Annotated in this window: 22 protein-coding genes; 5 read left to right on the top strand and 17 right to left on the bottom strand. The window is 64.3% G+C overall.

Annotated elements, in window-relative coordinates; all coding sequences use genetic code 11:
- Window positions 1-1,748 (bottom strand): ESPR-type extended signal peptide-containing protein (locus tag G3N93_RS04470; RefSeq protein WP_307873386.1); only part of this gene is annotated, 1,748 nt, incomplete at its 3' end.
- A gap of 430 nt (window positions 1,749-2,178) precedes the next feature.
- Window positions 2,179-3,063 carry a LysR family transcriptional regulator gene (locus tag G3N93_RS04465; RefSeq protein WP_174985796.1) on the bottom strand — a complete coding sequence of 295 codons (885 nt, stop codon included), beginning with the start codon at window positions 3,061-3,063 and terminating at the stop codon, window positions 2,179-2,181.
- A 92-nt stretch (window positions 3,064-3,155) separates the two neighbouring features.
- On the opposite strand from G3N93_RS04465, the gene G3N93_RS04460 reads away from it, so the two are divergent.
- Window positions 3,156-4,457: an aspartate aminotransferase family protein gene (locus G3N93_RS04460; RefSeq protein ID WP_206132357.1), complete on the top strand. Its 1,302-nt coding sequence runs from the start codon at window positions 3,156-3,158 to the stop codon at window positions 4,455-4,457.
- 35 nt (window positions 4,458-4,492) lie between these two features.
- On the opposite strand, the gene G3N93_RS04455 is transcribed toward G3N93_RS04460, so the two are convergent.
- Window positions 4,493-5,575, bottom strand: a complete 1,083-nt coding sequence (locus G3N93_RS04455) for a LuxR C-terminal-related transcriptional regulator (RefSeq protein ID WP_206132356.1) — start codon at window positions 5,573-5,575, stop codon at window positions 4,493-4,495.
- 488 nt (window positions 5,576-6,063) lie between these two features.
- Between G3N93_RS04455 and G3N93_RS04450 the strand changes: the two genes are divergently transcribed.
- Window positions 6,064-6,336: a DUF4148 domain-containing protein gene (locus G3N93_RS04450; protein ID WP_174936678.1), complete on the top strand. Its 273-nt coding sequence runs from the start codon at window positions 6,064-6,066 to the stop codon at window positions 6,334-6,336.
- A gap of 293 nt (window positions 6,337-6,629) precedes the next feature.
- Here the strand turns inward: G3N93_RS04450 and G3N93_RS04445 are convergent, their stop codons facing one another.
- The gene (locus tag G3N93_RS04445) at window positions 6,630-7,379 is read right to left on the bottom strand and encodes an SDR family oxidoreductase (protein ID WP_174936675.1); all 750 of its coding nucleotides are present in this window, start codon (window positions 7,377-7,379) and stop codon (window positions 6,630-6,632) included.
- A gap of 45 nt (window positions 7,380-7,424) precedes the next feature.
- On the opposite strand from G3N93_RS04445, the gene G3N93_RS04440 reads away from it, so the two are divergent.
- Window positions 7,425-8,402, top strand: coding sequence for an AraC family transcriptional regulator (locus G3N93_RS04440; protein ID WP_174939034.1), 978 nt, complete (start codon window positions 7,425-7,427; stop codon window positions 8,400-8,402).
- Window positions 8,403-8,519: 117 nt separating this feature from the next.
- On the opposite strand, the gene G3N93_RS04435 is transcribed toward G3N93_RS04440, so the two are convergent.
- The 7 genes from G3N93_RS04435 to G3N93_RS04405 form a co-directional block, all read right to left on the bottom strand.
- Window positions 8,520-9,323, bottom strand: coding sequence for an ABC transporter permease (locus tag G3N93_RS04435; protein WP_174936669.1), 804 nt, complete (start codon window positions 9,321-9,323; stop codon window positions 8,520-8,522).
- Window positions 9,324-9,327: 4 nt separating this feature from the next.
- Window positions 9,328-10,161, bottom strand: a complete 834-nt coding sequence (locus G3N93_RS04430) for an ABC-2 family transporter protein (RefSeq protein WP_206121772.1) — start codon at window positions 10,159-10,161, stop codon at window positions 9,328-9,330.
- Window positions 10,162-10,165: 4 nt separating this feature from the next.
- Window positions 10,166-11,146 (bottom strand): ATP-binding cassette domain-containing protein, encoded by a 981-nt coding sequence (locus G3N93_RS04425; RefSeq protein ID WP_206132355.1) that lies wholly within the window; start codon window positions 11,144-11,146, stop codon window positions 10,166-10,168.
- Window positions 11,147-11,571: 425 nt separating this feature from the next.
- Window positions 11,572-11,922 (bottom strand): VOC family protein, encoded by a 351-nt coding sequence (locus G3N93_RS04420; protein WP_174939031.1) that lies wholly within the window; start codon window positions 11,920-11,922, stop codon window positions 11,572-11,574.
- Window positions 11,923-11,988: 66 nt separating this feature from the next.
- A complete protein-coding gene (locus tag G3N93_RS04415; RefSeq protein WP_174939030.1) occupies window positions 11,989-12,912 on the bottom strand; it encodes a DMT family transporter in 924 nt (307 codons plus the stop codon).
- Window positions 12,913-12,925: 13 nt separating this feature from the next.
- A complete protein-coding gene (locus G3N93_RS04410) occupies window positions 12,926-13,912 on the bottom strand; it encodes a 2OG-Fe(II) oxygenase (protein WP_206132354.1) in 987 nt (328 codons plus the stop codon).
- Window positions 13,913-13,941: 29 nt separating this feature from the next.
- Window positions 13,942-14,922 (bottom strand): hypothetical protein, encoded by a 981-nt coding sequence (locus G3N93_RS04405; RefSeq protein WP_206132353.1) that lies wholly within the window; start codon window positions 14,920-14,922, stop codon window positions 13,942-13,944.
- 132 nt (window positions 14,923-15,054) lie between these two features.
- Between G3N93_RS04405 and G3N93_RS04400 the strand changes: the two genes are divergently transcribed.
- Window positions 15,055-15,909, top strand: coding sequence for a LysR substrate-binding domain-containing protein (locus G3N93_RS04400; protein WP_174936652.1), 855 nt, complete (start codon window positions 15,055-15,057; stop codon window positions 15,907-15,909).
- A gap of 81 nt (window positions 15,910-15,990) precedes the next feature.
- On the opposite strand, the gene G3N93_RS04395 is transcribed toward G3N93_RS04400, so the two are convergent.
- From G3N93_RS04395 to G3N93_RS04375, 5 genes are all read right to left on the bottom strand, one after another.
- Window positions 15,991-16,692, bottom strand: a complete 702-nt coding sequence (locus G3N93_RS04395) for an ABC transporter ATP-binding protein (protein ID WP_011354263.1) — start codon at window positions 16,690-16,692, stop codon at window positions 15,991-15,993.
- A complete protein-coding gene (livG, locus tag G3N93_RS04390) occupies window positions 16,692-17,465 on the bottom strand; it encodes a high-affinity branched-chain amino acid ABC transporter ATP-binding protein LivG (protein WP_174936649.1) in 774 nt (257 codons plus the stop codon). Before livG ends, G3N93_RS04395 begins: the two co-directional genes overlap by 1 nt.
- Window positions 17,462-18,733 (bottom strand): high-affinity branched-chain amino acid ABC transporter permease LivM, encoded by a 1,272-nt coding sequence (locus G3N93_RS04385; RefSeq protein WP_011354261.1) that lies wholly within the window; start codon window positions 18,731-18,733, stop codon window positions 17,462-17,464. Before G3N93_RS04385 ends, livG begins: the two co-directional genes overlap by 4 nt.
- Window positions 18,734-18,744: 11 nt before the next feature.
- Entirely contained in the window at window positions 18,745-19,671 is a 927-nt protein-coding gene (gene livH / locus G3N93_RS04380; protein WP_041493199.1) for a high-affinity branched-chain amino acid ABC transporter permease LivH, read from the bottom strand.
- A 183-nt stretch (window positions 19,672-19,854) separates the two neighbouring features.
- Complete coding sequence (locus G3N93_RS04375) at window positions 19,855-20,973, bottom strand: branched-chain amino acid ABC transporter substrate-binding protein (protein WP_006480712.1); 1,119 nt, start codon at window positions 20,971-20,973, stop codon at window positions 19,855-19,857.
- Window positions 20,974-21,784: 811 nt separating this feature from the next.
- Here G3N93_RS04375 and G3N93_RS04370 point away from each other — a divergent pair.
- On the top strand, window positions 21,785-22,411 hold the full coding sequence (locus tag G3N93_RS04370) for a hypothetical protein (protein ID WP_206132352.1): 627 nt from the start codon (window positions 21,785-21,787) through the stop codon (window positions 22,409-22,411).
- Window positions 22,412-22,458: 47 nt separating this feature from the next.
- Here G3N93_RS04370 and G3N93_RS04365 read toward each other — a convergent pair whose 3' ends face one another.
- Window positions 22,459-22,908: an SMI1/KNR4 family protein gene (locus G3N93_RS04365; protein ID WP_206132351.1), complete on the bottom strand. Its 450-nt coding sequence runs from the start codon at window positions 22,906-22,908 to the stop codon at window positions 22,459-22,461.
- Window positions 22,909-23,240: the final 332 nt, after the last annotated feature.

Genomic DNA, 23,240 nt, shown 5'->3' with positions numbered 1-23,240 from the left:
TTCGCCGACGACAGGCCCGTCGAGGTCGAGGTAGACAGCGAAGTCACCGAACTGTTCGTCGAGCTGAGCCCCGTCGACAACGAACCAATCGAGCTGGTGGCTGACGACAGACCCGTCGACGTCGAAGTCGACAACGAAGTAATCGAGCTGTTCGCCGACGACAGGCCCGTCGAGGTCGAGGTAGACAGCGAAGTCACCGAACTATTCGTCGAACTGAGCCCCGTCGACAACGAACCAATCGAGCTGGTGGCTGACGAGAGACCCGTCGACGTCGAAGTCGACAACGAAGTAATCGAGCTGTTCGCCGACGACAGGCCCGTCGAGGTCGAGGTAGACAGCGAAGTCACCGAACTATTCGTCGAGCTGAGCCCCGTCGACGTCGAAGTCGACAACGATGTGATCGAACTGTTCGCCGACGACAAGCCCGTCGAGGTCGAGGTCGACAACGACGTCACCGAACTGTTCGTCGAGCTGAGCCCCGTCGACAACGAACCAATTGAGCTGGTGGCTGACGACAACCCTGTCGACGTGGAGGTCGACAGCGACGTGATCGAGCTGTTCGCCGACGAGAGACCCGTCGACGTGGAGGTTGACAACGAAGTAATCGAGCTGTTCGCCGACGACAGGCCCGTCGATGTCGAGGTCGACAACGACGTCACCGAACTATTCGTCGAGCTAAGCCCTGTCGACAACGAACCAATCGAGCTGGTGGCTGACGACAGCCCCGTCGACGTGGAAGTCGACAGCGAGGTGATCGAGCTGTTTGCCGACGACAGGCCGGTCGATGTCGAGGTCGACAGCGAAGTCACCGAACTGTTCGTCGAGCTGAGCCCCGTCGACAACGAACCAATCGAGCTGGTGGCTGACGACAGCCCTGTCGACGTAGACGTCGACAGCGACGTAATCGAGCTATTCGCCGACGACAAGCCCGTCGAGGTCGAGGTCGACAGCGAAGTGACCGAACTATTCGTCGAGCTGAGCCCCGTCGACAACGAACCAATTGAGCTGGTGGCTGACGACAGCCCTGTCGACGTAGACGTCGACAGCGACGTGATCGAGCTGTTCGCCGAAGACAATCCCGTCGACGCCGACGTCGACAGGCTCGCAAGCTGGCTGCCATTCACCGCATCCGTGCTCGCCGCGGACACCGTACCAGGAGCGAGATTGGTGATTTTCTGGTTGTTGAGGCTCGCGCCGCCATTCAATGACGCCAGGCCCGACACCTGGACGGCCCCGACGATGTTGGTGCCGTTCGTCCCACCGTTGATGTACGCGCCATTCGACAGCACATAGAAACCATATGCATTTGCGGTTGATCCGCCTGCCGTCGTCGTCCCGCCCGTCGACGTCGGCAACCCGCCGATCGCGCCCGTGCCGTTCGTTCCACCCACGATCAGGCTGCCGCTGTTCACCATGACAGCGGTCTGGCTGGCTGTGTTGCACGCGGAACTCCCGCCTGTCTGCCCGACCAGGCCTCCATCGTTAATTCGATAACACCCGGTGTCACCGTTATCGTTAACGATGAACTGTTGGGCATAGGCAGGAACAACGAAGCACGGAAAAAGAATAACGGATATACCTATTATTCTCAGCGCGTCTGATTCATATAATTTCCCAGACTTCTCAATTCCGTCATTCCGTATCGACACTCCCCCGCGAGACTTTTTTCCGCGAGATTTAACGATCTCTGCAACTGCGACCCACGTTCCGAGCGCTTCGCTCCAGATGCTCCGATAGCTGCGATTCACTGCGATTCCCCCGAGAATAAATCGCCAAACCCATGGCGGGCACGGTATTCGATTGCCTCTTCAAAATCGATTCGCAGGCCGTATTGAATCCGTCGTTGGCCTCGTGGAATTTCACAGAATTAATACACATAATTTGAAATTTTTTGTTGTCGTTTTCTTATTTTTTACAATGATTGACAATTACCGTGCCTTTATCGGGATGTTGCGTCATCGATGTAAACATGTGAACCGAGAATTCATCTGATGAAATGAAAAAATTACACAGGATTCCGATTTATCGCCCTGCCCCGGATTGCTCGCGCGCGACTTCGCTTGAATCAGCGCGACGATAAATCACAGGCAAACGTTTGCTTTTCGAGTGGCAAGTCGCCAGAGAAGTGAAAATGGAGAAATCAATCGAGGGCGACGATTGCCGGCGCCCCTCACGACATCACAGCAACGGCAACGCGTTCCGGATATGCTCGGCGAACGCCGCCGTCAGATGCGACGGCCGCTTGCGATCGAACTTCAGCGTAATGCCCACGGCCGGCAACGGCGGCAGACGCGGATCGCCGGTGACGATCGCCAGGTCGGCCGGCACCGCCGTCTGCGTCATCACCGCGAACGCCTGCCCCGAACGCACCAGCGCGATCAGCCCCGCGAGGCTGCTGCTCGCATATGCGACGCGATATTCGCGGCCCGCGCGATCCAGCGCGTCGCAGGCCGCGAGGTGATCGAGCGTGTCGCGATCGGACAGCGCCAGCGGCAACGGATCGAAATGCGCGGGTTCGAGCCCCGGATAGCCGATCCACACCAGTTGCTCGCGGCGAATGATGTCGTCGTTCGCGCCGTCGTCCGGCAATGAAATCATCGCCAGATCGACCGCGCGTTTCTCCAGCTGCTCGACGAGTCGCGGCGTCGGCCCGCACACGACTTCGACGATCGCCTGTGGATGCTGGCTCGAAAACTGCCGCAGCAGCGACGGCAGCCAGACCTCCGCGTAATCGTCCGGGCAGCCGAAGCGGATCGTCCCCGACAACCCCGTGCCGCACAGGTCGGCCATCGCCTCGTCGTGCAGCCGCAAGATGCGCTGCGCATGCACGAGCAGCCGCTCGCCCGGGTGGGTCAGCACCACGCCGCGCCCGGTGCGCTGGAACAGCGGCTGGTCGACGACCTCCTCGAGCCGCTTCATCTGCTGGCTGAGCGCGGACTGGGTCCGGCCGACGCGTGCGGCCGCGCGGCTGAGCGCGCGCACCTCGGCGATCACGACGAACGAGCGCAGCAGGTCGATTTCGAGCGAAAGCGCCAAGGTATTAGCTCCTTTTCTACCTTGCATAAGAACTATTCGTTTCCATCAAACCAGACGCGCGCCTAGACTGCAAGCGACCCTTGGCCCTTTGCCCCTTGCCTCTTGTCTGGAGACGCCCGATGTCCCTGAACGACGACCCGACCTTCTGGCGCAACGCCAGGCAGCACCTGGTCCGCTACGGCGGCACGTTCGAGCCGCTGATCATCGAGCGCGCGAAAGGCAGCTTCGTATACGACGCGGACGGCCGCGCGATCCTCGATTTCACATCGGGCCAGATGAGCGCGGTGCTCGGCCACAGCCATCCGGAGATCGTGTCCGTGATCGGCGAATACGCGGGCAAGCTCGACCATCTGTTCAGCGGGATGCTGTCGCGGCCGGTCGTCGACCTCGCGACGCGCCTCGCCGACGTCACGCCCGCCGGGCTCGATCGCGCGCTGTTGCTCAGCACCGGCGCGGAATCGAACGAAGCCGCGATCCGGATGGCGAAGCTCGTCACCGGCAAGTACGAGATCGTCGGCTTCGCGCAGTCGTGGCACGGGATGACGGGCGCGGCCGCGTCGGCCACGTACAGCGCCGGGCGCAAGGGCGTCGGCCCGGCGGCCGTCGGCTCGTTCGCGATTCCGGCGCCGTTCACGTACCGGCCGCGCTTCGAGCGCAACGGCACCTACGACTATCTGGCCGAACTCGACTATGCGTTCGACCTGATCGATCGCCAGTCGAGCGGCAACCTCGCGGCCTTCATCGCGGAGCCGATCCTCAGCTCGGGCGGGATCATCGAGTTGCCGGAAGGCTATATGGCGGCGGTCAAGCGCAAGTGCGAAGAACGCGGGATGCTGCTGATCCTCGACGAGGCGCAGACCGGCGTCGGGCGCACCGGCACGATGTTCGCGTGCCAGCGCGACGGCGTGACGCCCGACATCCTGACGCTGTCGAAGACGCTCGGCGCCGGGCTGCCGCTCGCGGCGATCGTGACGTCCGCGGCCATCGAGGAACGCGCGCACGAACTCGGCTACCTGTTCTACACGACGCACGTGTCGGACCCGCTGCCCGCGGCCGTCGGCCTGCGCGTGCTGGACGTCGTGCAGCGCGAGGGGCTCGTCGCACGGGCGAACGTGATGGGTGACCGGCTCCGGCGCGGCCTGCTCGACCTGATGGAACGCTTCGACTGCATCGGCGACGTGCGCGGACGCGGGCTGCTGCTCGGCGTCGAAATCGTCAAGGATCGCCGCACGAAGGAACCGGCGGACGGGCTCGGCGCGAAGATCACGCGCGAATGCATGAACCTCGGGCTCAGCATGAACATCGTGCAGTTGCCCGGCATGGGCGGCGTGTTCCGGATCGCGCCGCCGCTGACCGTCAGCGAAGCGGAGATCGATCTCGGGTTGTCGTTGCTCGAGCAGGCGATCCGGCGCGCACTGTAACGGAGCACCAGGCGCAACGCCGGGCGCCCCGAAACCTAGTCGAGCCGCCCGGCCCGAAACACGCTGCGCAATTCGTCGTGATTGTGTACGTTGAGCCGGCGATAGATCTTGCGAACATGATCGACGACCGTGCTGTCGCGCAGCGCGAAGTCGCGCGCAATCTCGCTGTGCGAGCGGCCCAGCACGAGCTGCACACAGAGTTCGCGTTGTCGCTCGGTCAGGCCGAACACGAAACCAAGGCGTTCGACCGTCAGCCTGAGCGGCGGAAAGTGTTCGATGTAGATCACGATCGCGGCATCGCGTTGCAACGCGGCCGCGTCGGTACATCGATAGGCCTTGAAGCGGAAACGCCCCGCCTGGTTGCGATGCTCGAGCATCGCGGGTGGCGCCGGGTAGCCGAGCCAGATCCGGTTGAGGTTCGACCGCAGCGGCGCGAGCCAGTCCGGCAAGCGTTCGTGATGGTAGAACGCGAGCGGCTCGCCGGTCGCGAGCGACAGCATTCGGATGCTGTCCGCGTTGTGCAGCAGGAGCCGGCCATCGTCGTCGACCACCATGATCGCGGACTCGCTGCATTCCGATTCGTGCAGCGTGGGCTGCACGGGCCGCGACAGTGCATGGGCCAGATGCCGCGCCACGGGTTCGATGTCGCGATGGTTCTTCTCCGAGAACGGACGGCAACCCGGTGCACGCGACAGCAGCAGACTGCCCCAGCCGCGCACGCCGTCCGTCGCGGTCAGCTCGAGGCAGTGGCGCATCGACACCGGCCGCCACAGGTCCGCATACATGTCGCTCGACAGCAATGCACGGTCGTAGTGCGCGCTGTTGTCGAAACCGCGCCCGCGGCGCATCGCATCGGAAAACGTGATGCCCAGCACCTCCTGCCGCGACGTGTTGTGGATGTTCGCGAAATACGTCGGCAACAGCGTATAGACCACCTCGTTTTCGCTGCACACGTCCGACACGGCGTAGTGTTCGTCGGCATAGAAGAACATGCCCCAATCGGCGCCGACGATATGCCGGGTCGCCTCAATCACATGAGGAATGACGAGATGCGGCTCGACGGCAAGCGAACAGAGCCGACGAATATGACTCGCAAGCGCGACGTGTTTGTCAGACATGACTGCGCTCCTCGAACATGCACCGGATTCGCTCGCGGGCCGCGGTGAGAAGCTCGACTTCATACGTTCCGCGATGTCTGTCCAGTGTAGGCACTCCACATGACAACGACGGCAATTACCCCCTTTCAGGAGGGCGTTAAACCGGCATGCGAGTTCTATCATTTCGCCATTCCGGCTGCATTCGCGTGACGAACCCACTCCTGCGTTCGGCATCGGGTATTTGCCCGGCGCGATGCCATGGCGGCGGAATGACGCGATTCACGATGCGCGAATCAAACGCGCACAAGACGACTCGACACGCGCGACAGAACCATCGCGCGAATCTGCGCAGGCCGGTGCGTCAGTCGCCGTAAAACCTTGGGGAATTGCCGGGGGAGGACCGACGTGACGCGTGCGGGCAACCGCACGCATGCGGAACGTCGACGTACGCGGACGATACGGAATCCGCGTCGTGGTTGTTGCATTGCTTTTTCATGTGGGGTGTCACGATGAAGAGCATGGTCAAGGCGGCACTGGCCGTCATTTGTGTGTTGGGTGCGTCAGGACTCGCCCGGGCACAGGACGATGGCGCCGCGGCAGCGTCGAGCAAGCCGTCCGACTCGGCGATCAGCGCGACGTCGATGGGCAGCATGCCCAGCGCCGGTTCGCAGGCGGGTGGGCCGACCGGGCTCACGCGCGCGCAAGTCAAGGAGGAATACCTGCGCATGCAGAAGTCGGGGGATCTTCAGCGTCTCAACCAGTTGTACGAAGGCGGTCAGTAGCAGCCGATGTCCGGCTCGGCATGGTCGCTCGTGTATCGGGTGGGGGGTAGCTGGCGCGACCATGCATGGCCGACGGATGGACCGGCAGCGAGCAGAAGCGCGCCCGGCGTTCTTTCATGCCGAGCGCGACCCGTTGAAACACACGGACGGCATCCGTCCGTGATGCATGCACATACGTGCATACCACCGCACCGCCGGCCCGTTGCAAGCCGGTGGCATCCCGCCTCACTCGCGCAAACAAACCTGCCTGATCCGGTCGTCGTTTAGCCCGTTCGCGCCCATGCTGGCGAGCCTCAACCCGCTTCGGCCGCCCACGCGATGGCATCGGCGCCCGCCGGAATGCGCATCGGGCACGAGGGATCGGTCGCCGCGCGCCACACGGCTTCGGCAACGTCCTGCGCATGGGTGATCGGCGCGGATTCGTCGACCAGGCGCGCGAAGGTCGCCGCGACGAATTCCGCATAAGCCTCGTGCTCGAAGCCGTGCATGTGCGCGCGCGCGTTGTCGGCGAAACGCGTGTCGGGCGCACGGCCCGGCAGCACGAGACGCGCACGCACGCCGAACGGTTCGAGTTCGAGCGCCACCGATTCGGTGTACGCATTGACCGCCGCCTTGCTGGCGCGATAGGCGGCAAGCAGCGGCAGCACCTTCAACGTGACGCTCGACGTGACGTTCACGACCACACCGGCCCCGCGCCGGCGCAACTGCGGCAGCACCGCTTCCGTCACCGCGATCGTGCCGATCGTGTTGGTCTCGAACAGCGCGCGCACGGTGTCGAGCGGCATCAGTTCGGCCGGTGCGGCCGCGCCGAAACCCGCATTGTTGACGAGCACGTCGATCGGGCCGGCGGCGTCGATCGCCGCGCGGATGCTGTCGGGGTTCGTGACATCGAGCGCCAGCACGCGCAGGTGCGCCGACGGCGGCAGCACGTCCTCGCGCGGCGTACGCATCGTCGCGACGACCTGCCAGTCGCGGGCCAGGAAATAGCGGGCAATCTCGAGGCCGAAGCCGGAGGAACAGCCGGTGATCAATACGGTCTTCATGCGAACTCACTCCTGTGACGTGTTGAGCATGTGTTCGTACGATAGATGGCCGGATCCGTATTCGCTACAATCGAAAATCCGATTTTCATTTGCGAGAGTCCGGCGATGATCGACCCGTTGACCGAAGTCGTGACGCTGCTGCAACCGGGTGCGCGGCACGCCAAATACATTCGCGGCGCGAGCCCGTGGTCGATCAGCCGCACGGTCGCGGGCGAGCCGTTCTATTGCGCGATCCTCGACGGCGGGTGCCGGATCGCGATCGACGGGCATGCGCCGATCGAACTGCTGCCCGGCGATTTCATGCTGATTCCGGCGGTGTACGGCGTCGCGATGTCCAGCCTCGAACCACCACCGCCCGGGGTCGAAACCGCCCCGCCGGTCGAACTCGACCCCGGCGAATTCCGGATCGGCGATCCCGCCAACCCGGTCGACACGCGGATGATGGCCGGCAACTGCACCTTCGGTTCGTCAGACGCATCGCTGCTGATTTCGCTCTTGCCCCGATTCGTGCACGTACGCGGCGAACCGCGACTGACCACGCTCGTGCAACTCGTGCGCGACGAATCGCGGGCCCAGCGCCCCGCGCGCGACATCGTGCTGGCGCACCTGCTGGAAGTGCTGCTGATCGAGGCGCTGCGCTTCACGTCCGGCACGAACGCGTCGCCCGGCCTCGTGCGCGGGCTCGCCGACAGCCGGCTGGCCGCCGCGATCCGCCGCATGCACGAACGCCCCGCGCATCCGTGGACGATCGTCGAGCTGGCGAAAGAGGCCGCGCTGTCGCGCTCGACCTTTTTCGAACGCTTCAGCCGCGCGGTCGGCCTCGCGCCGATGGAATACCTGTTGACGTGGCGCATGGCGCTCGCGAAGGATCTGCTCCGCCGCAACGAGGGCCGCATCGCCGAGATCGCGGGGCGCGTGGGCTACAGTTCGGCGAGCACTTTCAGCGTCGCGTTCACGCGCCACGTCGGCCGGCCGCCCGCGCAATATGCACGCGACGAACAGGCGGCGACGAACGAAACATGATGCGCATCCGCACGCCCTGCCCCGCGACCTGCGCCCCGTGTTTCCGGATTCCCGGATCGATCGACACGCGCCGGCGCCCGAGCCCGTTGCGCGAGACGAACAGGCAGGGCGCGTCGCTCAGGTCCCCGTCGACGTATATTTGCGCACGCCGAACCGCCACGCGACGAAGCACGCGCCCAGGAACACGAACGCGACCGCCGGCGCGAGCGGCAGGAACCAGCTCGGCGCGCCGAGCGGGTCGGGCTTGCCGAGGATCGCCAGCACCGGGAAATACGCGATGCACGCGATCGGCACGACGAACGTCAGGAAATGGCGGAGCCAGCCCGCATAGAGGCTGATCGGAAACTGCGCGGCCTGCACGCCGCCATACGTGACGACATTGACGATTTCCAGGCTTTCGACGGTCCAGAACGCGAGCGTTGCCTGCAGCACCATCAGCCCGAAGAACAGCGCGACGCCGCCGGCGATCGTCCACACGGCCAGCGCGATCGACGTGGCGTTCCAGTCGAAATCGAGCGCGCGCGTCGCGACGACCAGCACGACGATGCCCTGCAGCAACCGCCCGATCACGCGCAACCGGAAGTCATGGCCGATCAGTTGCAGCGTGGCCGTGCGCGGGCGCAGCAGCAGGCGGTCGAAATCGCCGGTCCGGATGAAATCGCTGCCGAACACGTCGAACCCGCGGCTGATGAAATCGGCGATCGCGAAGCTGACGCTGACCATCCCGAAGAACATGCAGATGTCGCCGAAACGCCAGCCCTGCACGTTGCCGAAGCGGTCGAACAGCGCCCAGATGCCGGCCAGCTCGATGATGGTCGTCAGGAACGTGCCAGCGCAGAGCATCAGGCTCGACGCCGGATACTGGAGCTGGGCGCGGATCGAGGTCGCGAAGTAGCGGGACAGCAGGCGAGCGGCATTCATCGGCTCAGCCTCCCTGCACGTGAAGCCGCGACATCACGCGGTGCAGCGCGATGCGCCCCAGCGTGACGAAGGCGGCGATCCAGAACGCCTGCAGCGCGAGCCCGGCCCAGGCGGCGCCCCCGCTCAGCGTGCCGATATAGATCCGCGACGGGATGTCGAGCATCCCCGCGAACGGCTGGGCGATCAGCAGCGGCTGCAGCCAGTCCGGAAACAGGCCGAGCGGAATCAGGTTGCCCGAGAACAGGATCACGAACGCGGGCGCGAGCGTGTTGATCCCGCGATCGGTCAGCGTCGCGGCGATGCACAGGTTGAGCAGCATCACGAAGGCGGCGGCGAGCCCGATCATCAGCAACACGGACACGACGAACAGCACGGCCCGCGCGGCATCCGCCGGCGGCTGCCAGGCCCATTCGCCGAAACCGGCAAGCGGCAGCGCGATCGCCGCCGCGACGAACATCAGCACGACGCGCGGCAACGCCCGCGCGCTCATCCACGCCATCGCCCGCACGTACCACCACGTGTAGGTATCGACCGGGCGCAGCCGGTCATAGCTGACCGCGCCAGTCCGCACCGCCGCCGCGACGTCGGGGTCGCCGGCCCACGGCAGCAGCGCGAACATCGCCTGCGCGATCCATGTGTAGGTCGTCACCTGTTCGAGCGTCATCGACGCGTGCGCGTGCGCGTGCGTGGCGTGACGATAGAACGCCGCGTAGATCATCACCTTGAGCGCCCCCCACCAGCATTGCGTGGTGAAGCCCGCGAGGGCGGCCGCGCGATACTGGAGCAGGGTCTTGAAGCGTGCCGAAAAGGCCGCGGCGTACGGGCGCAGGGCGTCCATCGGCTTACGCTTCCGTCGCGCCGTGCAGGCGATAGAAGCGCGCGATGACCTCCTCGATCGCCGGCTGCTCGACACGGATATCCTCGACCGCATGCTCGGCCGCGATGCGCGCGACGAGCGCGGGCGCACCGATGACGCCCGGATCGAACGCGAGCTCGACCGTGCGCCCCTCGCGTCGCAGCAACTGCGTCCCGGCGATGTCGAGTGCCGGTGCTTCGTTGGCGAAATCGACCAGGATGCGGCGGTCGGACAGCACGCCGGCGCGCAGCGCGTCGAACGTCTGGTCGGCCAGCACGCGGCCGTGCCCGATCACGATCACGCGCTCCGCGAGCGCCTCGATGTCGTGCATGTCGTGCGTCGTCAGCAACACAGTCACACCGCGCTCGCGATTCAGCGTCTTGACGAATTCGCGCACCGCGAGCTTCGACGGCGCATCGAGGCCGATGGTCGGTTCGTCGAGAAACAGGATCGGCGGCTCATGCAGCAGCGCCGCGGCAATTTCGGCACGCATCCGTTGCCCGAGCGACAACTGGCGTACCGGCTGGTGGAGCAGGCTGTCGAGGCGCAGCATCGCGACGAGCGCGTCGCGTGTCCGCCGGTACGCGCCGGGATCGACGCGATAGATGTCGCGCAGCAGGTCGAAGCCGTCGATGACGGGCAGATCCCACCACAACTGGCTGCGTTGCCCGAACACCGCGCCGATGCGCGCGACGTGCGCGATGCGGTCGTCGAACGGCACGCGGCCGTCGATGATCACCTTGCCGGCGGTCGGCCGCAGGATGCCGGACAGGATCTTGATGGTGGTCGACTTGCCGGCTCCGTTAGGGCCGATGAAACCGAGCAGTTCGCCGCGCTGCAGGCTGAAGCTGACGTCCTTGAGCGCTTCGACTTCACGCCAGCGGCGGCGCAACAGGCCGAGCATGCCGGGTTGCCGCTCGGCGATGCGGTAGGTCTTCGCCAGGCCTTCGACGATGATCTGGGACATGCCATCCTCGCGGGTTCGTTGACCGCCCGCGGCCGTCGTGCAGACGGTGCCGGCGCAGAAAGCGCGCGATCTTATCATGGGGCGGGACGAAGGATCGACAGGATGCCGCCGTGTGGCCGACCGCGACGTGTTTCGGGCAGGCGGTGCGGAGAATCCCGACTTCGTCGGGCTGGCGTTGCACGGGCCGGAGACGGCCGTAGGAAAGGCGGTGAAGGGGCGCGCGTTGCATGCCTGACGCAGCGCGTTCGACTACAAGATACCGCCCGCGTTGCCGGTTTTGTATCGATTCGGACGGTTTGCCCGGATGCAGCACATTTGGCTAGGCTCGAAGCCGATCTGGCTACACATTGACTGCGATCGGCACGCCGTCCGCCATGCCCAGGCGTTGCCGGTCACGACGCAGCCCACCACGATGCACGCCGGAATCAGCGATGCGCCAGCACGTTGACGAGCTTGCCGAACGGATCGCGCACATAGAACCGCCGCACGCCCCACGGCTCGTCCGCCGGGCCGTATTCGACCGGAATCCCGGCCGCCTGCACGCGTGCGAGCGCTTCATCGACGTCGTCGACCTCGATCGACAGATCGGGCGTCGGCGTGCCCGCCCCACCCTCCGATGCGAAGCTGATCTGCACGTCCATCTGCTCGGCGTTGCCGTAGGTCGCGATCCAGCCGTGATCCATCAGCAGGTCAAGGCCAAAGATCCGTTGGTAGAAGCGCTTTGCGTCGTCGACTGATCGGGTGTCGACATTGGCGACGATCCGTTTGACTTTCATCGGGTTCCTTCGCGGGGCATGACAGTACCGCGACGCTACACCGGAACCGCGCGCGCGACCAGTGCGTCAGCGGCCGGCCGCCTCCATGTTCGCCCGCCGCGCCCGCGCGGGCCGCTCCACGTGCTTGCCGGCCAGCCACACGCCAATCGCGACGACCACGATGCCGAGATAGGTCGTCACCTCGATCCGGTCGCCGAACATCCACGCGGCCCACATCAGCGTCACGGGCGGCTCGAGATAGACGAGGGTCGCCACGCGCGTCGCGGGCATGCGCTTGAGCAGCGCCCACAACGACAGGTAGGCGACGAAGGTCGAGAACACCGTCAGCCACACGACGGAGACCCACACGTTCGGCTGGGTCGGCACATGCAGGTTGCCCGTGGCGATCCCGCACGCCGCGAACAGCACGAGGCTCACGCAGCCCTGCACGAACAGCGGCAGGAACAATCCGTCCTCGTTGCTGCGCGCGGCCGTCAGCGCGCGGCGCCGCTGATAGATCGTCGCGATCGACAGCCCCAGCGCGGACACCAGCGGCAGCAGGTACATGACGAGCCCGACCGACCCGGCCGGCAGCGCATATTGCCCGCCGATCACGATGCCCACGCCGACGAACCCGACGACGAGCCCGGCCCACTGCCGCGCCCCGCTGCGCTCGCTGCCTTCGAGCGACGTCATCGCCGCGGTGATGAGCGGCTGCAACGCGGCGACGATCGCGGCGATGCCCGGCGGCAGGCCATGCTGAATCGCGATATACACGCAGGTCAGGTAGAGAAACTGCGACAGGAAGCCGATCACCGCGTGATAGCGAAGCTTCTCCCACGTCAGGCGCCCGAGCTGCCGGTTGAGGACGATCGCCAGACACAGCGTGACGAGCAGGAACCGCCAGAACAGCAGGTTGAACGCCCCGGCCGTCTCCGCGCCGAGCTTGGCGCCGATGAAGCCGGAACTCCACGACAACACGAAAACGAGCTGGAGCAGGAATAGCTGCATGGGGCGACGGCTCTCAGTAAGTTGCCGGGGACAGGCGCTGGTCTTCCAGATCCTCGGGGCGAATCGGTTCGAGCCCGAGGCGGAGGTACTGCAGTTCGGCGTCGTCCCGGAGCGCGCGCTGCAGCGCCAGCCAGTTGACGATCGTGCGCGGGATGCCGTCGTCGGACGCGAGATGCCAGAACCCGTTGTCGTCCTCCCGCGTATACGGGCAATGAAACGACAGCACCAGCGACATGCGCCGCCCCGACTCGACCGGTTCGACGCCATGGAACAGCTTGCTGCCGTAGATGAGCAGCGCGTCGCCCGCCGTGTCCAGATTCGCGGTCTTCACATGCCGGCGCTCGCGATCGTGGCGGTCGAACGTCTCGGCAGTCGATTCGTAGAACAGAAAGTTTCCGCCCTCGTAGTCGGATCGATCCGACAGCACGATGTTCAGCACGAAGCTGGTGCCGTCGGTGTGCCACATGCCCAGCTGCTCCTTGCCGTCGCGCTGGTCCATCGGGTAGTAGTAGTTGAACTGCGACCGCGCATTGACCATCGGATACGGAATCAGCGGCACACCGGCCAGACGCGACATCCTCAGCAGGAACGCGCGGTCGTGCATCATGTCGTCGATGAACCGCGAGCGCTCCGTCACCGCACGCACGCGCTTCGAGATGATCCAGTTGCTGCTCGACGCGCTGCGCTCCAGCGCGCGGCCGATCTCGCGCAACGCATGAACCGCTTCGTCGGAAAACAATCCGCGAAGATGGCACACCGCATTGAGCGCATCCGAGCGCGTGCCGCGCATCGGCACATCGCGATAGCCGAGATCGTCAAGGTTGCGCCGGTATCGCACTTCATAGCCATCGCGCAGGCAGACGCTGCTCCAGCGCATCGGTTCCGTCACGGCATCCAGCGTGCTGTCGACGTTCGCGCCGCCGGACAGCGACGTCTGCAGCGCGAGCCTCACCCGATCGAAGCCTCGCGCAAACACCGGCAATGCATTTCCCTTGTTCATCGCGTGCCTCGCTGTCGTGGTTGCGGCATTCAGCCCTTGAACTGGGCGATCTGGTACACGACGCTGCCGTCGCCGCTGTGCAGCTCGTCGATCACGCGGCAATTGGCGTGGCTATGGCGGACGTGGCGGAATTGCTCAGGCGTGTATTTCAGGCAGACGTTGGTGATCAGATGCCCGTCGGCCCCCGCTTTCGAAACGGGTTGCAGCGTGACCGCCACATGGAACTGGTCGCCGAGCAGATTGAGCCGGACGATCGACACATGGTGCTTGCCGAGCGGCTCGAAGCCCTGCTGCCGGCTGACGACTTCGGAGAACCGCACCATGTTCTCGTTCTGGTAGAAGTTGTAGATGGGCTCTTCGCGCCCCTCGACCAGCAACTGCATCTCCGACACGACGTAGGTCGACTTGCCGCCGAGATTGCGGATGAGCCGGCCGATCGTCACCGGCAATTCATTGCCCTCCTGGAACCCGAGCATCGTGATGAACGTCACGTCCTGGCCCACGTCGATGTGGTTCCATTGCACGTTCCGGTAATCGTCGGCGATGTAGTTGAAACAGCCGGGCGTTTTCAGGAACGGCATGATCGCGTGCCGCATCGCGTCTTCCGACGACTCGTTGATGTCGACGGCCGTGTAGCGCAGATGGTCCGGGCCGCCACCGCTGACGGCCTTCACGAGTTCGGTCGTCTTGACCGGCTCCGGCCCGAGCTCGATGTAATGCACATCGCGGCCGCGCGACAACGTCGCGAGCCGCTCGCTCAACTTGCCGATCGCTTCGCGCAACGAACCGTTGCCGTCGCGGTCCGCGCACAGCGCGGGGCTCCGCACGCCCAGCTCGTTCAGGTTCCGCATCAGCGAAAACACCTCGCGCCCTGCTTCCCTTCTCCTCGCGTCATCGTCGCCGTGCCTGAGCGTCGAATATTTTTCGTGATTCTCGACCGTCCATACCGACTCGGCCTTCAGCTTCCTGTCCCGCACCAATGCATCTACAACGAAATCGTTGATCGACATGAATCGTTCCCCGGATACGTGCAACGCCCGGCCGGCTGCCTGCCGTTGTCTGCCTGTTGACCGAGAATATGGGATGCCCAATAATTCCGTCAATCGACATTACCTGAATCACTGATTCGGAAAAACCAAATCATGCCGCGCACCCTGGACGTCGACCTGCTGCGTACCTTCCACGCCGTCGCGAAGCTCGGCCGCTTCAAGGATGCGGCCGCTCATGTGAATCGCAGCCCGTCGTCGGTCACGGCGCAGATTCAGAAGCTCGAGGAAATGGTTGCGCAGCGCTTGTTTACGCGGAACAACCAGGCCGTCGAACTCACGCAGTACGGCCACAAGCTGCTCAGCGACACCACCGAGTTTCTGCTGAGCCACGACCGGCTCGTCGAATCGCTGTCGCCGCAGATACTGACCGGCAAGTTGCGGCTCGGCATCCCCGATTCGTACGCCGCACACTTCATGGCGGAATTCCTGCCGCGCTTCGCCGCCGACCGGCCGCTGCTCGAGCTGACCGTCGAAGCGCGCTCCAGCGAAGAACTGCAGTCGCTGTTCTCGCGCGGCCAGCTGGACATCACGATCGCCGTGGTGCAGAAAGTGCCGCCGCACGGCGAGCTGCTCAGCAAGACCCATCCGGTGTGGGTCGCCGCGCGGACCTTCAAGTTCAATCCCGATGCGCCGCTGCCGATCGCCGTGCAATTGCAGGGCTGCCCGTACCGCGACACCGCGCTGAACGCGCTGAGGAAGGCGAAGATCGCGCACCGGATGCTGCTCGAAAGCGCCAGCTCGCCGGCGGTCGAGGCATGTATCGCCAACGGCCTCGCGGTCGGCCTCATCGAACACGATCGCGTATCCGGCAACCTGACGAGCCACGTCGCCGGGATCGTGCTGCCCGATCTCCCGCCGCACCTGATCACCATCCTGACGGACGACAGCAATCGCGCCGCGCTGCATCTGCGCGACGTACTGAAAAGCACGTTCAGGATCGGACTGTGAAGACAAGGCCGGGAACCGGCCTTGCAAGAGAAAGCAAAACAGAAGCGCCGCCGGCCCGTTGCAGGCCGGCGGCTTTCGGCATCAACCGCCGAGGTACGCCTGCTTGATGCGGTCGTTCGCGAGCAGGTTCGCGCCCGTATCGGCGAGCACCACGCGCCCCGTTTCGAGCACGTAGCCGCGATCGGCCACACCGAGCGCCTTGTTCGCGTTCTGCTCGACGAGGAACACCGTGACGCCTTCGTCGCGGATCGTGCGGATGATGTCGAAGATCTGCGCGATCACGAGCGGCGCGAGGCCGAGCGTCGGCTCGTCGAGCAGCAGCAGGCGCGGCTTGCTCATCAGCGCGCGGCCGATCGCCAGCATCTGCTGCTCGCCGCCCGACATCGTGCCGGCCCGCTGCGCCGCGCGTTCCTTCAGGCGCGGAAACAGCTTGAACACGTGCTCGATGCCGTCGTCGATCTCGTGACGGCTCGCGAAGAAGCCGCCCATCTTCAGGTTCTCGAGCACCGTCAGGCTCGGGAACACGCGCCGCCCTTCCGGCGAGATCGCCATCCCCTGCCGCATGATCTGGTGCGTCGACATCGCGGTGATGTCCTTGCCCTCGAACAGCACGCGGCCCGACGAGGCGCGCGGCGTGCCGCACACGGTCATCATCAGCGTCGTCTTGCCGGCGCCGTTGCTGCCGATCAGCGTGACGATCTCGCCCTTGTTCACCTCGATCGACACGCCCGCGAGCGCCTCGACCGCGCCGTAGTGCGTATGGACCTGTTCCAGCTTCAGCATCACTCTTCCCCCAGATACGCCTTGATCACGCGCGGGTCGTTGCGGACCGCTTCCGGCGTGCCGATCACGATCGGCCGGCCGTGCTCCATCACGAGGATGCGATCCGATACGCCCATCACGAGGCTCATGTCGTGTTCGATCAGCAGCACCGATACGCCGAACTCGCGGCGCAGCTTGTCGATCAGGTGCTGCAGCTCGATCTTCTCCTGCGGGTTGAGGCCGGCCGCCGGCTCGTCGAGCATCAGCAGGCGCGGCTCGGTGATCATGCAGCGCGCGATCTCCAGACGCCGCTGGTGCCCGTACGACAGCGTGCCGGCCTGGCGGTTGGCCACCGCCGTCAGCCCCATCCGGTCGAGCCACACGGCCGCGCGTTCGAGCGCCTCCTTCTCCGCGTGACGATACGCGGGCGTCGCGAACAGGCCGTGCAGCAACCCCGCCTTCACCTTGCGGTGCTGTGCGACGAGCAGGTTCTCAACGACGGTCAGCGACTTGAACAGGCGGATGTTCTGGAACGTGCGCACCAGGCCCTTCAACGCGATCTTGTGGCTCGGCAGCCCGGCGATCGCGTGGCCGTCGAGCACGACGTCGCCGCCCGTCGGCTTGTAGAAGCCGCCGACGCAGTTGAACACCGTGGTCTTGCCCGCGCCGTTCGGCCCGATGATCGCGAACACCTCATCGCGGCGCACGTCGAAATCGATGCCGTCCACCGCGAGCAACCCGCCGAAGCGCATCTGCAGCCCGGCGACCTTCAACAGTTCTGCATTCGCGCTCATTGCGGCAGCTCCACGTGGGGACGGCTCGCGGGCAGCAGGCCCTGCGGACGCCACATCATCATCAACACCATCACGAGACCGAAGATCAGCATCCGGTACTCGGCGAAGCCGCGCGCGACTTCCGGCAGCACGGTCAGCAGGATCGCCGCGAGAATCACGCCGAGTTGCGAGCCCATCCCGCCGAGCACGACGATCGCGAGGATCAGCGCCGATTCGATGAAGGTGAACGATTCAGGATTCACGAGGCCCTGGCGCGCCGCGAAGAACGCGCCGCCGATGCCCGCGAACGCCGCGCCGAGGGTGAACGCCGACAGCTTGATGCGCGTCGGGTTCAGGCCCAGCGAACGGCACGCGATCTCGTCGTCGCGCAGCGCTTCCCACGCACGGCCCATCGGCATGCGGATCAGGCGGCTCGTCACGAACAGCGTGAAGCAGACCAGCACCAGCGCGATCAGGTACAGGAAGATCACCATGTGCTCGCCGCTGTATTCCAGCCCGATCAGTTCATGGAAAGTCTTCGCGCCTTCGACGCTCGCGCTGCGCGCCATCTCGAAGCCGAACACCGTCGGTTTCGGAATGCTCGAGATGCCGTCCGGGCCGCCCGTGAGGCTCGTCAGGTTGTTCGCGAGCAGGCGGATGATTTCGCCGAAGCCGAGCGTCACGATCGCGAGATAGTCGCCGCGCAGGCGCAGCACCGGGAAGCCCAGCAGGAAGCCGAACGTCGCCGCCGCGATGGCCGCGATCGGCAGGCACTCCCAGAACGACAGCCCGAAGTACTGGTTCAGCATCGCGTACGTATAGCCGCCGACCGCGTAGAACCCGACATAGCCGAGATCCAGCAGCCCCGCGAAACCGACCACGATGTTCAGCCCGAGGCCGAGGATCACGTAGATCAGCGCGAGCGTCGCGACGTCCACCGCGCCGCGCGAGCCGAAGAACGGCCACACGAACCCGATCGCGAGCATCACCCAGATGATCACGCGCTGCTGCTGCGCGCCCATCGCGGGCACCGCCGGCAGCTTCACCGCCGCTTTCGCACGCACGAGCCACGGCTTGAACAACTGGAACAGGAACACGGCCGCGACCGCGATCCACACCGGGCGCCAGTGCGGCGTCAGCACGACCTGATAGCCGTCGAGCTTCAACTGCAGGCCGAGCACCGGAATCGTGAGGATCGCCGTCAGGAACGCGGCGGCCACGGCATTTTTCAGCGCCTGGCCGATCGATGCATCGGCGGCCGGGCGGCGAACGGAAATGACTTGACTCATCTGCGTCTCCCTCAAACCTTTTCGATGTCCGACTTGCCGAGCAGGCCGGTCGGGCGGAAGAGCAGGATCAGCACGAGCAGGCCGAACGCGACGACGTCCTTGTACTCGGCCGGCATGTAGCCTGCGGCGAAGGTTTCAGCGAGGCCGAGCAGCACGCCGCCGAGCATCGCGCCCGGGATGCTGCCGATCCCGCCGAGCACCGCGGCGGTAAACGCCTTGATGCCCGCGACGAAGCCGATATACGGGTTCAGCTTGCCGATCGTCAGCCCGATCAGCACGCCGCCGACGGCGGCCAGCATCGCGCCGAGCACGAACGTGAACGAGATCACGCGGTTCGTGTCGATGCCGAGCAGGTTCGCCATCTTCATGTCCTCGGCGCATGCGCGGCACGCACGGCCCATCCGCGAATGCGAGATGAACAGCGTGAGCGCGATCATCAGCACGAGCGTCACGCAGACGATCATCAGGCGCGAATACGGGATGGTCACGTCGAAATCGCCACCGAGATGGATGTCGAACGCGCCGGAGATCAGCACGGGCACGGACACGTCGCGCGCGCCCTGGCCGATCTGCACGTAGTTCTGCAGGAAGATCGACATGCCGATCGCGGAGATCAGCGGCACGAGGCGCGGGCCGCCGCGCAGCGGCCGATACGCGACGCGCTCGACCGCGAAACCGTACAGGCCGGTGACGATCACCGACACGATCAGTGCGGCGCCGAGCACGAGCGGCAGCGGATAGCCGGCGGAGATGCCGATTGCAGTGAGGGTCACGAGGCCCACGTAGGCGCCGATCATGTAGATCTCGCCGTGGGCGAAGTTGATCATGCCGATGATGCCGTAGACCATCGAATAGCCGATGGCGATCAGCGCATAGATCGCACCCAGCGTCAGGCCGTTGACCAGTTGCTGGGCGAATTGCGGAAAGAAGTCAGTCATGTGCGGGAAGCTCCCGTTGGCGTTGTGTCGCATGCCGCCGCCGGATCACGGCGTTCGGCCGCGCGCAACGCACGGTGTCGTCTCGGGCCGCCCCTTGGCTGCGCACTGGGCCGATGCGCAGCCAATACGCACCCGCCCCGTCCGGGTCTCGGACAGGGCGGGTGCGCGGGCGGGTACTCCGTATTACTTGGCGGCGGTCTTCGTCGCGTCCTTGTGCCACGTGTACACGACGAACTTGAACGCCTTCAGGTCGCCCTGTGCGTCATACGCGACCTTGCCGATCGGCGTGTCGAACGTCGTCTTGTGCATGTACGCGGCGACCTTGGTCGGGTCGGTCGTCTTCGCTCCCGCGATCGAGTCGGCGATGATCTTCACCGCTGCGTACGCCGGCATCTGGAACGGGCCGTTCGGGTCGCGCTTCTTGTCCGCGAACGCCTTCACGAGTGCCGCGTTGGCCGGATCGGCCGAGAAGTCGGCCGGCAGCGTGACGAGCATGCCTTCCGAGGCCGGGCCGGCGATTGCCGTCACGTCCTTGTTGCCCACGCCTTCAGGCCCCATGAACGTTGCCTTCACGCCCTGCTCGCGCGCCTGGCGCATCAGCAGGCCCATTTCCGGGTGGTAGCCGCCGAAGTAGACGAAATCGACGCCTTGCGACTTCAGCTTCGTGATGATCGCCGAGTAGTCCGAATCGCCGGCGTTGATGCCTTCGAACAGGACGACCGGGATCTTCGCGGCTTCGAGGTCCTTCTTCACCGACGAGGCGATGCCCTGGCCGTACGACTGCTTGTCGTGCAGGACCGCGACCTTCTTCGGCTTCACGTTGTTGATGATGTAGTGCGCGGCGGCCGGGCCTTGCTGGTCGTCACGGCCGATCGTGCGGAAGATGAAGTGGCGCTTCTTGCCTTCCGTCAGCTGCGGAGCGGTGGCCGACGGCGTGACCATCACGATGCCTTCGTTCTCGTAGATATCCGAGGCCGGGATCGTCGAACCCGAGCACACGTGACCGATCACGTACTTGATCTTCTGGCTGACGATCTTGTTGGCGACGGCGACGGCCTGCTTCGGTTCGCAAGCGTCGTCCATCATCACGACTTCAAACTTGTTGCCGCCCGCACCGCCCGCTGCGTTGATCTGCTCGATCGCGGTCAGCGCGCCGGCCTTCACCATGTCGCCGTATTGGGCGACCGAACCGCTCATCGGACCAGCGATGGCGATCTTCACGGTTTCCGCTTGCGCGGCGGCGGCGCCGGCGGCGAACAGCACGGCGGCGACGGAAATGGACGTAAGACGGGACAGCGTCATCAGGAGCTCCTCGATGTTGTTAGTCATACGGGCAAAGGCGGCATGACTTGCGCAATCGAACAGCACCCGGGGCGAGGACATGGGACACGCCCGAGACACATAGAAGACGGAACTCCGGCGGAATGTTGCGTAGCGGGGCCCGGCTCTTGCAGTCCCCGAAGGGGACGTCTGGTTCGGAAAGACATCGTGATGCGTCTTGCATTGCGCAAGCGTTTCGCCTGCCCCGCTTGCCAAATCGCTTGTTCGGAGGGATGGTCCGACAGCCGTTGGCAAGGCAGTCGAAATTATATGGGCGTTTTTAAATCGTCTGTCAAAAATGCCGGTCGACCGAGGGAAAACACGGAGGGTTTTGTGGGGTGGTGGTGGCGATCGGGGCGCAACCTTGGGCCGGGCGAGAACGTTTGCCTGGGGTGCAATTGGGTTGCTATGGGGTGGGCTGAATTGGCTGGTTGCCTTGCTGCGCGTGGTGTTCGACGATTGTTGATTCCGTGCGACGTGCTTTCGGGCTGCTAAGGGTCTGATCGTTGAAAATTAATCAACTGATGATTACTTGGCTGGGCACCAACTCGGGGCGTTCGCTTGAGGCGGCAATTCCTTCTGTTTACATACAAAACTAAACATTTGGAAGCAAGTTGTTATTTTCATGAAATAATACGAATTCGCTTCTGCAATCCAGCCAGCCTTCCTGTGAGTCGCGTACGCCGCGCCTCGCAGTCGCTTCAGGGTCGCTTCGACGCCCGTCCGTCGCCCAGCCGCCAGCCAGTGATCTGCCGTTTTTTTCTCATCGCATATCACCTGCTTCGGAACGCTGATGAATCACCTCCCCCGCTTTTCCTCCACCGCCGCCGCGATTGCGTGTGCGCTTTCTGTTTCTGCTGTCGATGCTTCCGGGCGCGATTCGTTGGCCGATCGGTCGGCGGGCGCCAATGTGTTTCGGTCGGAGCGTAGGGCTGCTGCTCGGGATGACGGGCATGCGGCGCGTATGGGCCATGGTCGCCTGGAGTACGCAGCGCCGGTGGAGCGCAGCCCGTTCGATACGCCGGATACGCGGCCGTTAAGGGTGACGGGCGATGCGCTTGTGGCGCCGACGCCTTCGGTTGAGCACGAGGCTGATTTTGTATTGCCGTCGAATCGCGTCGCGCTTGGTGCGGGTGGGAGCGATAGTTTTGGCCGTGCAGTGCCTGGGTATGAACAGCGCGAGCAGAACTGGAATGAATACCTGCGCGCTAACGGCTCACGGCCGGCTGGTAGTGGCGGTTCGTATGCGCCGCAGCGGCCGTACGATGCTCCGCGCGGTCCGCATGGTGCGCCGAATCCATTCGATCCTTCGGTGCCGCAATCGGAAACGCGGACGTTCTATGACAACGGCGCGGGGACGAAGTGCACGGCTACCGGCGGTGCGGGGACGTCGCGGTCGTCTTGCAATATTGGTTGGTGAGGGGTTGGGGTGGCTGCGGCGTGCTGGTTAGCCCAATTTCCACCCCATTAACTCGAAAGATACTTCACCAAATAATCCCCCCAGTTCTTCGCTGCCACCGAGCCCAATTTCCTTCCGTCAACAGGACTAATGAGTGCCATAGGCGACTCGCCATCCGCGTCCTTTTGAGACGTATCAATACACAAAATAGCGTCACCATCCTGGAAATCCAAGGCTACATATTGATTCGGCAAACCATAATTTCCACGCGTGTACCGTGTAAATGCCACGACATCGCCCATATCTCCGACGGGATTAGACGTGAGCCCAGCGAACGAGCGCCCATCGATCTCCATGGCACCATACTCTGACAAATATCCCCGATACGACGACGAAAACTTAACTCCAAGCAGAAGCTCTGCCTCTTGATTTTCTTCAATCGAAACAGGTCCAGAAATGACAATTTCAGATCCAGACCTTATATTTTCAGAAATCAGATCACCAAGGATTAAGCACATCGCAAGCTCCGCATCACCGCAATGGACGTCACCGGTACCCGGAGGTTACGCAGTGTTTCGAACGCCCACGGATATATTCCATCCGAATCACTTACGATTGGCGCCACTTCGAAGACGAGTTCATGGTAGCTTACGCGTCAATTTATTCGCCAGCACCTTTTTCCATCGATCAATATTCCCGCCTCCCCACAAACGTGGTTGACTTCGCGCAAGCCCGCCTCCCTGATCGAACAGTCCTACATTTTTTTGAAATACTTTTTAGCGCCTCCGAGATGAATCAAATCTGACCCACTCTCCCAAGGAAAGATCCCTGACACGAACCTCCAGACTCA

Source organism: Burkholderia sp. Se-20378, from assembly GCF_017104665.1.
Taxonomy (GTDB): Bacteria; Pseudomonadota; Gammaproteobacteria; order Burkholderiales; family Burkholderiaceae; genus Burkholderia; species Burkholderia lata.
Note: the sequence above shows the minus strand (reverse complement) of the source record. Positions and strands in the feature narration are given on the sequence as shown.

Bases quoted from the DNA above. Each gene is read 5' to 3' on its own strand.
- G3N93_RS04465 (WP_174985796.1), bottom strand. From the start codon at position 3,063: ATGCAAGGTAGAAAAGGAGCTAATACCTTGGCGCTTTCGCTCGAAATC.
- G3N93_RS04460 (WP_206132357.1), top strand. From the start codon at position 3,156: ATGTCCCTGAACGACGACCCGACCTTCTGGCGCAACGCCAGGCAGCAC.
- G3N93_RS04455 (WP_206132356.1), bottom strand. From the start codon at position 5,575: ATGTCTGACAAACACGTCGCGCTTGCGAGTCATATTCGTCGGCTCTGT.
- G3N93_RS04450 (WP_174936678.1), top strand. From the start codon at position 6,064: ATGAAGAGCATGGTCAAGGCGGCACTGGCCGTCATTTGTGTGTTGGGT.
- G3N93_RS04445 (WP_174936675.1), bottom strand. From the start codon at position 7,379: ATGAAGACCGTATTGATCACCGGCTGTTCCTCCGGCTTCGGCCTCGAG.
- G3N93_RS04440 (WP_174939034.1), top strand. From the start codon at position 7,425: ATGGCCGGATCCGTATTCGCTACAATCGAAAATCCGATTTTCATTTGC.
- G3N93_RS04435 (WP_174936669.1), bottom strand. From the start codon at position 9,323: ATGAATGCCGCTCGCCTGCTGTCCCGCTACTTCGCGACCTCGATCCGC.
- G3N93_RS04430 (WP_206121772.1), bottom strand. From the start codon at position 10,161: ATGGACGCCCTGCGCCCGTACGCCGCGGCCTTTTCGGCACGCTTCAAG.
- G3N93_RS04425 (WP_206132355.1), bottom strand. From the start codon at position 11,146: ATGTCCCAGATCATCGTCGAAGGCCTGGCGAAGACCTACCGCATCGCC.
- G3N93_RS04420 (WP_174939031.1), bottom strand. From the start codon at position 11,922: ATGAAAGTCAAACGGATCGTCGCCAATGTCGACACCCGATCAGTCGAC.
- G3N93_RS04415 (WP_174939030.1), bottom strand. From the start codon at position 12,912: ATGCAGCTATTCCTGCTCCAGCTCGTTTTCGTGTTGTCGTGGAGTTCC.
- G3N93_RS04410 (WP_206132354.1), bottom strand. From the start codon at position 13,912: ATGAACAAGGGAAATGCATTGCCGGTGTTTGCGCGAGGCTTCGATCGG.
- G3N93_RS04405 (WP_206132353.1), bottom strand. From the start codon at position 14,922: ATGTCGATCAACGATTTCGTTGTAGATGCATTGGTGCGGGACAGGAAG.
- G3N93_RS04400 (WP_174936652.1), top strand. From the start codon at position 15,055: ATGCCGCGCACCCTGGACGTCGACCTGCTGCGTACCTTCCACGCCGTC.
- G3N93_RS04395 (WP_011354263.1), bottom strand. From the start codon at position 16,692: ATGCTGAAGCTGGAACAGGTCCATACGCACTACGGCGCGGTCGAGGCG.
- livG (WP_174936649.1), bottom strand. From the start codon at position 17,465: ATGAGCGCGAATGCAGAACTGTTGAAGGTCGCCGGGCTGCAGATGCGC.
- G3N93_RS04385 (WP_011354261.1), bottom strand. From the start codon at position 18,733: ATGAGTCAAGTCATTTCCGTTCGCCGCCCGGCCGCCGATGCATCGATC.
- livH (WP_041493199.1), bottom strand. From the start codon at position 19,671: ATGACTGACTTCTTTCCGCAATTCGCCCAGCAACTGGTCAACGGCCTG.
- G3N93_RS04375 (WP_006480712.1), bottom strand. From the start codon at position 20,973: ATGACGCTGTCCCGTCTTACGTCCATTTCCGTCGCCGCCGTGCTGTTC.
- G3N93_RS04370 (WP_206132352.1), top strand. From the start codon at position 21,785: ATGAATCACCTCCCCCGCTTTTCCTCCACCGCCGCCGCGATTGCGTGT.
- G3N93_RS04365 (WP_206132351.1), bottom strand. From the start codon at position 22,908: ATGTGCTTAATCCTTGGTGATCTGATTTCTGAAAATATAAGGTCTGGA.